The following is a 12,605-nucleotide window of genomic DNA, read 5'->3' on the forward strand; positions in this document are numbered from 1 at the left end:
CTGCTCAGGCTGCTACGGCCCCTTTTCTTGCATGGTGAATGATAGTGCTCGAGCATTCATTCTCCGGCAATATGAAAAAGCGGCTGACGGTATCAAATCAGCACGCATTAAAAACATCTTTGTTAGTTCCATGAAAATTTCTTACTGTCTTTCGCTTTAGTTCATCAGTGAATTCTGCTCTGGCTTCTTCACAGTCAGACGCCAGTGGTGATATTTGCGGAGATTGTATCCCATGATTACCAGAAGAAATTCCATTTTTACGTTTTTCATTCCTCTTCTATGGAATCGGGTAAATCTCATGTCTTCCTTAATCACTCCGAAGGCACCTTCCGCCTGCTCGCTGCGCTTGGTTTTCAGTTCGATTCCTTTCTCTGAATCCAGCTGTTTTCTGGCTTCCGCTTTCAGCTCTTCACCCACAACATTCACGCTGTTCTGACGATATCCACGCTTGTTGTACTTCGGTATACATTTGTCTCTCAGTGGACAGCCTTCGCAATGTTTTGGCTCTGAATAATTCTGCAGAATGGTCAGATTTCCTGCCCGTGAAATTGAACTTCTGTCTCCGTCATAATGATCGAACTTTCTTCCATTCGGACAGATCCGATAGCCATCTTTATCAACACCCCAGTTGAATGTATTAAATGGGTGATTCTTCCTGAACATTCTGTCGTGTTCCTTGCCGTACATCGGGAACTTCTGAACCAGATTTATTCCATGCCGGATGTTATACAGATAATTGTCATAACCTCCATATCCGGCATCAGCCGTCGGATCCCTGGGATAATAACCGTATAAGCTGTGGAATCGCTCCATAAATGGTTCCCAGGTGACCGTATCTCCAGGCGTCTGATAGATATCGCTGTTTACAATGAATCCCTCTGAAACGGCGATCTGGCAGTTATAGCAGGGGCGTGTTACACCGGAACGGTTGTAATAATCCCATTTGGTAGCCATGAAGGTCGCATCATGATCCGTCTTTGAGCAGCTGTTCCTGTCACCAATGATAGAAAGCCAGGTCTCATAGCCGCTGAGCCGTATTGCGTAGCCAAGCAGAAGATCATACCGCTTCTGAATGTCTGACTTGCGCTTTCCTTTTCCGTACTGAATTTGAATGTTTTCATGAACCATGACATCCATCAGATACTGAACGATGAACCATATTTCCAAAGCAGAGTATCTCACTTTGGTTTCGTAATAGTACCCATAAGCGAGATTCAGTGAGGTGACCGCTTTGGTAATATCGCGGAAGAGATCTGCACGTGCATTCAGAATTCGTTTCTTATAAACAAAGGAATTCTTGTACGCATTCGCCTCGATCTTCGTGCCATCTACGAACTGAGTGTTCGGATCAATTCCAGTCTCGTTGATAATATCCAGGTTGAGATCCTTCATGAGGCTGTCAATGGATTCAGTGAGCTGATTCATCACACGCGAAAAGGCCATTTTACTGGGCATTTCCTGATTAGAGAGATAGATGAACCGGATATCGGTCCGACAGTGCTGGACGATATCTTCCAGGGAATAAATGCGATTCATGTAGGCAAAGAGAATGACTTTAACGAGCATACCTCTGTCATGACTGCGGGAGTTATTCGAACGGATTGGTTTCACATAACGGCTGAAGTTCACTCCTTTCACCGCACCGAGAAACGAATAAAGGGTGTCATCCTGAGGCACTTTGATAAAGAGATTAAGAGGCAGGGCCAGCTGAACAGCGTTATAATAAGTGCGCTGATCGGGTCCTTCGAAAACAAGATCAGCATTTTTCATACCTTAATTATACATGCAAGCATGTATTTAATCAACATGGATTTCAACTTTCTTGAACTTCTTTAACATCAGACCGCCGAAAAAGGAGCCATAACAGTCATTCAACTGTTACAGCCCCTTTTTCATACATGTTACTGATTGAACAGAATTATGCCTGTTCCGAAGCCAGAGTCTCTGATGCTTTGGTTCCTGACTTTGTCTTTGAAGCCTTCTTTTCCTTCGCCTGCCGCATCATGGTACGGATTGAGTCAAACGCAAGAATCAGAGCCAGCACAATCAGCACAGCCGCAATCACCGTACGTGTCAGCGACCAGCCGAACTCCGCACCTGCAACGGCACCGGAAGTCAGCGCATTCACATTGCTCAGGATCGTCTGGCTCAGCGATGTAACCGTCACCACCAGCATGAATACCATCGGAACATAGAACATTTTGTTGTTCTTGCCAACCTTGCCAAGCCACGTAGCCACCGCCAACAGACCCACCGCAGCCAGCAGCTGGTTGCTCGCACCAAACAGAGGCCAGATATTGAGATAGCCCGTCATACCAAGACCGACACCGACAACAACCGTGAACGCCGTAGCGAGATAGGGATTGGTCAGAACCTTCTTGAGCCCGGTCGTTTCCGGAACGGTTTCACCTTCATCGAGCCAGAACTCCTGGAACGTATAGCGCGCTAGACGCGTCGCCGTATCAAGCGACGTGAGGCAGAACACCGAGATTGCCAGGATCAGCAGTGTCTGCAGAACATTCTGCACCCCGGACAGCCCCGGAATCGAAGCAACCATCGAAGCGATACCGACCGAGAATACCTGCATCGGATTGGTCAGTGTACCACCCGCAAAGCGGTCCCACACGTAACCGACAGCACAGATCGTGCAGATACCAAGGACACACTCAATGAGCATCGACCCATAGGCAACCGGTAACGCATGTTTCTCATTGTCCAGCTGCTTCGATGTCGTGCCCGAAGATACCAGCGAATGGAAGCCCGAGATTGCGCCGCAGGCAACCGTCACAAACAGCACCGGGAACATGGATCCGGAAGAAGCCGTAAAGCCCGTAAACGCCGGCATCGCCGAGATATCCGCATGTGCCCCAAGAATACCAACAACGGCAACTGCCATCATAAAGTACAGCAGAAAGGAGCTCAGATAATCCCGTGGCTGTAACAGAATCCATACCGGCACAACCGAAGCGACCGCAATGTAGACACCGATGATGACCATCCAGGTCGTATTCGAGAAATAGAAGGGATGAAAATTCATTCCCACAAAAATCACCGCCACAATGCCTGTGCAGCCAACCAGTGTCGACACCAGTAATGGCGCATGACGACGGTAAATCGCAAAGCCAAAGCCAATTGCCAGAACAATGAACAGAAGCGAAATCATCGCCGTCGATGCATTTCCTGCGCTGGCCGCATAATCAACCGCGCCTTCCGCTGTGAATGTTGCCGCAAAGGTTCCGGCAACCATGGAGCTGAACGCCGCCACAACCAATAACAGCGTCAGATACGCAAAGACCAGGAACATCTTCTTCATCTTCGTTCCCATCGTATCGGCAATGATTTCACCGATCGACTGTCCCTTATGGCGAATCGAAGCAAACAGGGCGCCGAAATCATGGACACCGCCAAAGAAGATACCGCCGACCAGAATCCATAACAGCACCGGAAGCCAACCGAAGACAGCCGCCTGCACCGGACCCGTAATCGGGCCGGCACCGGCAATCGAAGAAAAGTGATGCCCCATCAGTACCGCCGGCTTCGCCGGCATATAATCCACATCGTCCTCATACGTATACGCCGGCGTTTCGCGGCCCGGATCCACGCCCCATTCTCTGGCAAGCCAGCGGCCGTAAAACAGATAGCCGCAGGCCAGCGCCGCAACTCCCAGCAATAACATCACTGCACTATTCATACCCTTTACTCTCCCTTTGTCTGTATGTTGTTTCCCTGATGAATTGAACCGTATTGTTTTTTGTTTCGATTGTTTCTACTGCCGTTTCTCTTCGTTACGTCTGCTGTGCCAGACGCAATCGCCTGCTTTCCATCTTCAGCAGATTCTTCAGGTTTCTTCGCAGGTCCCCACCGCTGAAGTTGCACGCCGTCTTCCCGTCTTCCAGCACCGCAATCCCCGTATGGAAATCCATATACCCATCGAGACCGAAGCGGAATTCTTTATGAATCCGGCAGCACCGCAACGCCTTCAGCGCCTCGCTGTCACAGCTTTCACACACCACCAGAAGACTCAGCGTCGTCGACATGTGGTGATTCTGCTTCGGATCGATCAGCTCCATTCCGCGCCGCAGAACTTCCGCTTCCGCCCGTCGATAGACTTTTGAATCCAGGTGCTTCACAGCCAGCAGCCAGCAGTACTCATGCACCATCGCCTGGTTCGTAACATTCTTCTTAAACAGGACATAGTTATCGTTTTCCATATGGAAGTCCATCCGGGCCGCAAACAGTTCATCTTCCCACCGGTGCACGTCGTAATATGCTTCATAGGATTTCATAACTTTTTCCGCAAACTGATTCAGATCCTGCATAGCTCCTCCTGTTCCTGACGGATGAATCCACAAAAAAACTTCCGCCTTTGATTTCAAAGACGAAAGTTCAGCTTCCGCGGTACCACTTTGATTGCCATAAAACATGGCCACTTTCCCTGTCCAGCAACAGGTAATCCTTAACGCGGAATACGTCGCAGCCTACTCAAAGTTCGGCGCGCTGCTCACAGAGGATACCTCACCATCGCTTCCACTGCCTTCCACCACTACAACAGCTCTCTATCGAAAGACTTCCGGCTCAGCGTGTTCTGTTTCATTGCTTTACTTGTTCACTTGTGATGACTGTAGAATACCAGCCCGGCATGAAAGCGGCAATATATTTTTGCGAATTATTTTCAGTATTTTGAAACTCCTTTGTTACACATATGTAACAATTTACATTCCTTATGAACCCAGCGATGAAATCGCTGCCTGATCTTCTCAGCAAACCGCCTTTACGCACAGCCAAACGCCATTGATATCGATTACGACATCACGGAAGCCTGCCTCCTTCAGAAGGTCCGTAAGCTGATCCGCATCATACAGCGTCATACCATCGATGATCTTTGAATATTTCAGTGCCTCCTTATCATGACCGTTCGATTCATTGCAGATGAAGACGACGCCATCCGGCTTCAGCACCCTGCGGATCCCGGCAAATGTCTGCTCAATATCCGGCCAGAAGTAGACCGTCTCAAATGCCGTCACAAGATCCAAGCTGTCATCTTCAAATGGAAGAGAACTCACACCCCCCCCTGTACCACGCGGCAGCGTCCCTCCCGGATCGCAGTGCGGTTCACTTTTTCCGTTTCTTCCACAACAGATTAGCCGCGGGAGCCCCTGACTTCAGTCAAGGGGAGGAAGCGGCATAAAGCGCATAAGGAAGCTATTTTTCATGCCTTGCGGTTTGTTTTCATACGACGTTTCTTTTATAATTTAGTTATGAAACGAACTAAAGATGAAGATACCTACATTCGGAAGGATGGTTTGGTTTACAAAAACCAGTTTCATATCATTTTCTGCCCGAAATACCGCAGACCTGTATTAACTCCTCCCATTGATGCCAGGCTTAAAGAGCTGCTGTATGAAAAGGCAGAAGATCTTGGCGTTGAGATTCTGGCCCTGGAAGTTATGCCGGACCATGTGCATATGTTCCTTTCCATGGATCCGCGCATTCTTCCTCATTACGTGATCAAGCACATGAAGGGATATTCTTCCCATGTATTAAGAGAAGAGTTTCCAAAACTGAAGACGTGCCTTCCATGTTTATGGACCAGAAACTACTTTTTATGTACTGTCGGAAACATTAACGAAGATACCGTACGCAAATATATTGAAGATCAGAAGAGCCATTAAGGAGCGCAATGAAGAAATGCAAAACTCCCTCTTACATTGCAGAATATGAACTCAAGCCTGCAAAAACAGGTGGTTTTGCCGTACTTCATCATGCGGAGAATGCGGCTGTCTCCGTTTATAATCTTTGCCTGAAAGAGGGCTTGAAGCGCATGCATAAAGTGATCAATGATCCGGAATATACAGCGCTCTGCAAAGAATACAAATACAGGAAACAAAGGGCTGAGAAGACAGATGATCGCAGAAAGCAGTTCGCTGCCGTTTATGACTGGCACTCCTATTCTGAGTACAGCATGCATGCGTATGTCGCATCTCTGCATCCGAAGTACTGCACGCTCGGGATTGATGAATGTCAGAAACTGGCAACCCGTGCATTCCGCGCCATTGAAAAAGTGCGTACCCATCAGGCAGGAAAAGTGAGATTTCTCTCTCACGCAAAAGGCACTTCTTTTGAGGGAAAGTCCTATAAATCCGTGCTGCATTTCAATCGTTCCAAAATGGTGGTATGCCTTGGCAGGGGGAATGAATACGAAATCATTATTCCCCGGGATGATCCGTATCGAATGCAGTGCCTTAAGGATCGGGTGAAATATGTTCGCATTCTGAAGCGCATCATCCGTGGGAAAGAACGCTGGTATGCACAGCTTGTGATGGAAGGAACTCCGCCCATGAAAAATCTGAAGTTCGGGGAAGGAACCCAGGGACTGGATGAAGGCACTTCAACCATTGCCTCAGTAACAGACGATTCCGCTCTGCTGGTGGAGCTGGCGCCGGAATGTAAACCAAATGAAGCGAAGATGAAACGAATGCAGAGAGCGATGGACCGCTCCCGAAGAGCCATGAACCCGGAGAACTACAATCCCTGCGGAACGATCAAAAAAGGCCGGCACGAATGGAAGGCTTCCCGCCGTTACAGAAAACTGAAACAGAAGTATGCAGAACTCAGCCGTAAGCAGCAGGTATATCGGAAGCAGAGTCATTGCATACTGGCAAAGCTGCTGATTGCCAGGGGATCCGATATTCGGGTGGAAAGGATGAGCGTGAAAGGTCTTGCCAGGCGTTCAAAGAAACAGACCATAAACTCAAAGAACGGGCGCATTCGCAGTAAAAAGCGGTATGGGAAAACAATTCAACGCCGGGCGCCTGCCCTGCTCATCAGCATCATTGATCAAAAACTTCATCAGACAGGAAAATCCATTCTGTATGTGGATACCTGGAAGGTGAAGGCATCGCAATACAACCCGCTGGACGGGACATATAAACAGAAGGACTTAAAAGACCGGATGATCCTTCTTGGCAAAGACTCATCCGGTCAGGATATTATTGTGCAGAGAGATCTGCTCAGCGCATATCTGATTCAGCATACGAACGCAGACGGCATGCATATCAATGAAAAGTCTGCATATGACGATTTTCAGAATTTCAAATCACATCAGGATGCGGAAGTTGCCCGCCTTCATAAGACTGGACAACTGTCCTGGTATATCAATTGATATAAGCTTCAAGCGCCGTAGTGACTACGCCGGCGTAACAGCGCAAGGCACAAGTGCATGACAGGTCATCTCCTTTCAGGAGACGGCCGGGTCAGAGCAGCACATTCCATACGGAACAGCCTGCGCAATGTGATGGAATGAACTATCTGAAGCGTGTGCATTACCCTTGGTAATGTGAACATACTGGACCATAGTGTTTTCCAGAACCCCCTGGCTTCAGCCATGGGGAGTAGTCAGGCTGACATCAGAATAATCGAGCCCCGTCCCCTGTCCTTTTGGTGCAGCTTCAAGCAAACGCTTCACATTTGCTCCGCCGCCGCAGCCCGCATCCAGAATCTTTGCGTCCGGGGCAATGGATAAATGCCTCAGCCCCCACACGGCAAGCTTCGCATGCGTCCCGCTGTTCATCCCCTTAGCCATCAGCTTCCCGCCAAGTCCAACCGGTTTCCTTGTATTCTGCAGAAATGACATCATAACCTCCCCGTTTCTTTTGTTAGTATTTTCTAACCAACAGAGAAAACGCAAAAGGCAGATCTCCGCGAGGATTTCTGCCTTTTTTCCTGTTGTTTCTTTACTCGTGCTTCGTCGTTCCCTGCATGCCGCGGGCGGTCGCTTCTTCCATGGTCTTTTGACCAAGTTCCGTCAGCTCCGTCGTATCTTCACTCGGTGTATAGCCGGCATTTTCTGCGGCATGTGCACCGGCCAGACGTCCGGAGGTCAGCGAGAAGCCAAGGCCCACGCCTTCTACATCCTGGTAAGCACCGTGCGAGATACCCGAAACGTTGTTCCCGGTAGCGTACAGGTTGCCGATCACGCTCTGATCATCGCGCAGAACTTCGAGCAGCTCATTCGTATTGACGCCGCCCAGCGCCCCCAGAACACCGGAATGTCCCTTCGTCACATAGTACGGGCCTTCCTTGACCGAATACACCAGATCTTCCTTGTCCTTGAAGAACTCCTCATCGTAGCCGTTTTCAACATACGTATTGTAGTTGTCGATCGTCTCCTGCAGATCATCCGCATCGCAGCCGATGAATGCCGCAGCCTCTTCAATCGTATCGAAGACGCCGCCTTCACCCGCAGCCGTCAGAGCATCAAAGCCTGCATTCCATGTATCGATATCCATCGGCGCATGGTAAATTGTCGGCTCACCGTTTTCATCCACAATCCCGTGCTGATCCCAGTAATGGATCCAAGTACCGGTTTTCTCCTGGCTCATATCCGTCCAGCGGTCCACCGTCGCCTGATCAACGATCGTATAAGCAACACCGCCCTGCGCAACAACCGCACTCGAGAAGTGAACCGTATCCTTGAGCAGGTCTTCGTTCATGAAGCGCTTGCCTTCGCGGTTGACCCAGAGAATCGGTGTATTCAGCGTCAGCTCAGAGACCTTCTCATCCGCATTCATCGTCACAACGCCATGGTTCATCGTAAGCAGATCGCCCTTGGCAGCGCCGACGTTCCACATCATCTCAAGGCCCGGCAGCTCAGCGCCCGCCATCACCATCGCATTGTTATAAACCTCTTCGCCAAGCACTTCCTTCATCAGATCCGGATTGTTGGCAAACGATCCCGTCGAAACGATCGTGCTCTTTGCCGTAATCGTCAGGGTGCCGCCATCGGCCTTCGTGCAGACAGCGCCGGTGACATTGCCGTCCGCATCCGTTGTCAGAGAGTTGGCTGTCGTATTGTAACGGATATCGACTCCGTTCTCATCCAGCGCATTTCCGATGTATGTAAACGGATCTGCATTGTTCCAGCGATGATATACAACCTCGGTATCGAAGTGCGCAATCTGCTGCGCCGTCTTCGACAGGAAGAAACCAACGCCATGGTTCAGCATATAGCTGACTGTATTCTTCGCTTCCGAAATGAAGGTACGGATCAGCTTCGCATTGCCAAGATCATCGTTGCTTTCCTGGAAATGGTTGTACCAGTACTCTTCATCCGTCGTCTCACCATCTTCACCATAGCGGTCCTTCTGCTCAACAGAACCGACAGCGAACATACCCTGTGCCGCATTGCCCATTCCGCCGATATGATCCGTAGCTTCAACGCCGATGACCTTGGCGCCCGATTCTGCAGCCTTCAAAGCCGCAACGGAACCTGAAGCACCGACCCCGATCACAAGCACATCGCACTCCGCCGTCTCATCTTCGCCACTCGCAGCCGATGTCTTGGCAAGGTTGTCAACATCGAAGCCTGCCTGGCTCATTGCGTCCTTGGCAGCTTCACTTGCACCATTGCGCGTCACCGTAGCGCCGCTGGCAACATCGATATCCCAGGTCTGACCATCCGTGATCTCCTGAGCCAGCGTATCCGCCGCCTTCTGACCATAATCGGCCGACTGCGTCGAAGCGTCGACGACGGTATTCGTAATCTTGCCGCCCTCAACTGTGATCGTGACCGTGACATCCTGTCCGCCGAATCCCTCTGCCGAAGCCGTGTAGGTACCATCCTTCACGTTCGATGCAGAAGAAGCTTCCGCAGAAGACGATGCCGAAGTGCTCGCGCTGCCGCAGGCTGCCAGAGAAACCGCTGTTAAGCAGGCGAGAATTGACTTAAACCACTTTTTCATGTCTCTTTTCCTTCCTCCGCATGAAAGTATAGAAACACGTTCATCTGTTCACAATGTTGTCAGCTTGTCCAAAAAGTGTCGGTTTCTTATATATCAACGGTTCTTTGTGATAGGATTTCAATCATGAACAAAGTTTCCTTTACCACTGCCGAAACCGGCACAACTGACTGGCTCACTCTCCTTGCCGTCCAGCGCCAGACAACGCTCAGCCTCGATGATCATGTCTTCCGCATGCATGGGCAGGATCTGATCCTGGCCAGGCAGAATGAGCGTTGGCAGGCAGTGCTGGGCGGCCCTGTGTCTGTTGTCCTTTATGAACAGGGCTTTCAGGATGAGCTGATGGAATCCCAGCTCATTGATTGCCGCATCATCTATGACTTTCTGCATACCGATCACCCGCAGGGCGAACATCTCTATTTCCGTACCAGGGGAACGACGGAAGCCGAGTATTTCATGCGTCTGTTGCTGAAGGAGGTGCAGACGGAATCGATGTATCAGGAAAAGATGATCCGTCTGCTTACCGTAGGCCTGTTGACGTGTCTTGATCGTACCCGGGACAATACGCTGATCGTTCCGGATTCGACAATGGTTTCCAAAAACCGTTTTGGACGGATCATGAAATACATCGGCGACCACTACACAACCGTCACGCTGGAAGAAACGGCACAGCGCTTCGGGTACAATCCCGACTATCTTTCGGTGCGCTTCAAGCACATCACCGGCGTCTCGTTTACGGAGAAAGTGCGGTCCATGCGCCTGGATCAGGCGGCGCATATGTTAATGACAACCGAGATGACGATCGAGCAGATCGCATCCGCCGTCGGCTTCCATGATAAAAGCTGGTTCATGCATTGCTTCAAGCAAAGCTATGGCATGACACCAGCTCAATACCGTCGAACCAATAATCAGGAATGCAGAGCTTCCGCTCCCATTCCGAAGTAAACCATCAGGATCCGATCCTTCCCGTTCATATCCTTGAGAATTTCAAACTGCGCCTCCGGCAGCTTTTCCTGCACCAGCTTCGTGATGCCTTCCTTCTCGTCCCAGCCGATTTCAAAGGCCATCATCGAACGAGGCTTCAGAACTTTTCTGCAATCATCAAAGATGCGGCGATAGAAGAACAGCCCGTCCTCTCCGCCGAACAGTGCCACATGCGGCTCATAGTCCGTCACACTGCGCTCCATCTTTTCATGCACCGGAATATACGGTGGATTGGACACGAGAATGTCCAGCTGCGCATGTTCATCGATCAGCGGCTGGCACATGTCGCCAACCAGGAATTCGACGGCGGCATCGTTGATTTGTGCATTCTCCTTTGCGACGGCAATTGCCTTTTCCGAGATGTCCATCGCCTGCATGTGCAGCCGCGGTTCCTCTTTGGCCAGCGTAATCGCAATCGCTCCGCTGCCCGTACCGACATCGGCCGCTTCCAGCGTCCCCTGCGGAAAAAGATGATCAATCTGTGCCAGCACATGGGCACACAGCTCCTCCGTCTCGGGGCGGGGAATCAGAACATCGCCATTTACGATCATCTTATAGCCATAGAACCAGGAATAGCCAAGCACATGGTTCATCGGCTCCCCGGAAAGAATTCTCTGCATCCCGGCATCAAATGCCCTGCCCAGATCTTCCGGCATTTCCTCTTCATAATGCAGATAGAGATCGTAGCGTTCCCGCTGCGAAAGCTCTACCAGATAGGCCATGACCGTCTCTTCAGGAATATCCTTCTGACGGCACTGTTTCTTATAGGCTTTTACCGCCCTGGAAAATGTTGTCACTGCGCCGCCTCCTCGAGTTTGCGCTTCTCATCTGCAGCCGCCAGCGCATCCAGAAGCTCATCGAGCTTTCCTTCCATAATGCGGTCCAGAGAATTGGTCGTAAAGCCGATGCGATGATCCGTCACACGGTTCTGCGGATAGTTGTAGGTACGGATCTTTTCCGACCGGTCGCCGGATCCGATCTTGGCCTTGCGGATTTTGCCTTCCTCTTCGTCTTTTCTACGCTTCAGTTCCTCATAGACACGGGTCTTGATCAGACGCATCGCCGTCTCGCGGTTTTCGATCTGCGAACGTCCTTCCTGACAGTTGACCGTAATGCCGGTCGGCACATGGACAATGCGCACCGCCGAATCCGTCTTGTTGATATGCTGACCGCCGGCACCGGAGGCACGATGTGTCTCAATCGTCAGATCCTTCGGATCAATCGTAATATCGTCGTCCTGCGCCTCGGCTGTCACAAGTACAGTTGCGGTACTGGTCTGGATACGGCCCTGTGACTCGGTCTTCGGAACGCGCTGCACACGGTGCGCACCCGACTCGAACTTCAGCCCCTTGTATACATTCTTTCCCTTGATCGAAAAGATGATCTGGGAAAAGCCGCCGGCCTCCGACTCCGAAGATTCGAGCACTTCGATCTTCCAGCCCTTTGTTTCGGCGTAACGCGTATACATACGGTAAAGATCGCCGGCGAAGATATTTCCCTCATCGCCGCCGACGCCGCCGCGGATTTCCATGATCACGTTATGATCATCGTCCGGATCCTGCGGAAGAAGGAGATGCTGAATATGTTCCAGCAGCTCGATGCGCCTGGATTCAGCTTCATTCAGCTGCTCTGCGGCCATCTCCTTGATCTCGGGATCATCTTCCAAAGATGCGGCCGTCGCATCATCGACCTCCGCATCCAGTTCCTTTAACTGCCTTCCAGCTTCGACAATGCCTTCCAGCTGCGCCGCCTCCTTGGACAGCGCCGTCATCTGATGATGATCAGCCAGCACGGCCTCATCCTGCAGACGGGCATTGATTTCCTTATATCGTTTCTCATCTGCGGACACTTTAGCGCGCAGTGCTTCTTCGTTCATCATCAGCT

General features: G+C 50.7%; 11 protein-coding genes. 3 read left to right on the forward strand and 8 right to left on the reverse strand.

Translation table 11 applies throughout. The annotated features are described in order from the left end of the window. Positions 1-156: 156 nt before the first annotated feature. From C1714_RS01455 to C1714_RS01470, 4 genes are all read right to left on the reverse strand, one after another. Positions 157-1,770 (reverse strand): transposase, encoded by a 1,614-nt coding sequence (locus tag C1714_RS01455; RefSeq protein ID WP_102341520.1) that lies wholly within the window; start codon positions 1,768-1,770, stop codon positions 157-159. A 148-nt stretch (positions 1,771-1,918) separates the two neighbouring features. After that, positions 1,919-3,691 (reverse strand): carbon starvation CstA family protein, encoded by a 1,773-nt coding sequence (locus C1714_RS01460; RefSeq protein WP_102341521.1) that lies wholly within the window; start codon positions 3,689-3,691, stop codon positions 1,919-1,921. A gap of 94 nt (positions 3,692-3,785) precedes the next feature. Continuing rightward, complete coding sequence (locus C1714_RS01465) at positions 3,786-4,319, reverse strand: DUF8052 family protein (RefSeq protein WP_102341522.1); 534 nt, start codon at positions 4,317-4,319, stop codon at positions 3,786-3,788. Positions 4,320-4,757: 438 nt separating this feature from the next. Beyond that, entirely contained in the window at positions 4,758-5,063 is a 306-nt protein-coding gene (locus tag C1714_RS01470) for a class I SAM-dependent methyltransferase (protein ID WP_167849883.1), read from the reverse strand. 195 nt (positions 5,064-5,258) lie between these two features. Here C1714_RS01470 and tnpA point away from each other — a divergent pair, with 195 nt between their 5' ends. Further along, positions 5,259-5,672 (forward strand): IS200/IS605 family transposase, encoded by a 414-nt coding sequence (gene tnpA / locus C1714_RS01475; protein WP_167849884.1) that lies wholly within the window; start codon positions 5,259-5,261, stop codon positions 5,670-5,672. An 8-nt stretch (positions 5,673-5,680) separates the two neighbouring features. Then, entirely contained in the window at positions 5,681-7,162 is a 1,482-nt protein-coding gene (locus C1714_RS01480; protein ID WP_102341524.1) for a hypothetical protein, read from the forward strand. 216 nt (positions 7,163-7,378) lie between these two features. Here C1714_RS01480 and C1714_RS01485 read toward each other — a convergent pair whose 3' ends face one another. Further along, the gene (locus C1714_RS01485) at positions 7,379-7,633 is read right to left on the reverse strand and encodes a class I SAM-dependent methyltransferase (protein ID WP_210115225.1); all 255 of its coding nucleotides are present in this window, start codon (positions 7,631-7,633) and stop codon (positions 7,379-7,381) included. A 100-nt stretch (positions 7,634-7,733) separates the two neighbouring features. Then, a complete protein-coding gene (locus C1714_RS01490; RefSeq protein ID WP_102341525.1) occupies positions 7,734-9,740 on the reverse strand; it encodes an FAD-dependent oxidoreductase in 2,007 nt (668 codons plus the stop codon). A 123-nt stretch (positions 9,741-9,863) separates the two neighbouring features. Between C1714_RS01490 and C1714_RS01495 the strand changes: the two genes are divergently transcribed. Next, positions 9,864-10,682 (forward strand): AraC family transcriptional regulator, encoded by an 819-nt coding sequence (locus tag C1714_RS01495; RefSeq protein WP_102341526.1) that lies wholly within the window; start codon positions 9,864-9,866, stop codon positions 10,680-10,682. Here C1714_RS01495 and prmC read toward each other — a convergent pair. Both prmC and prfA read right to left on the reverse strand, forming a co-directional pair. Next, complete coding sequence (gene prmC, locus C1714_RS01500; RefSeq protein ID WP_102341527.1) at positions 10,646-11,518, reverse strand: peptide chain release factor N(5)-glutamine methyltransferase; 873 nt, start codon at positions 11,516-11,518, stop codon at positions 10,646-10,648. The genes C1714_RS01495 and prmC overlap by 37 nt on opposite strands. Further along, positions 11,515-12,597, reverse strand: a complete 1,083-nt coding sequence (gene prfA / locus C1714_RS01505; protein WP_102343117.1) for a peptide chain release factor 1 — start codon at positions 12,595-12,597, stop codon at positions 11,515-11,517. Before prfA ends, prmC begins: the two co-directional genes overlap by 4 nt. Positions 12,598-12,605 lie beyond the last annotated feature (8 nt).

The organism is Galactobacillus timonensis, assembly GCF_900240265.1.
Taxonomy (GTDB): Bacteria; Bacillota_I; Bacilli_A; order Erysipelotrichales; family Erysipelotrichaceae; genus Bulleidia; species Bulleidia timonensis.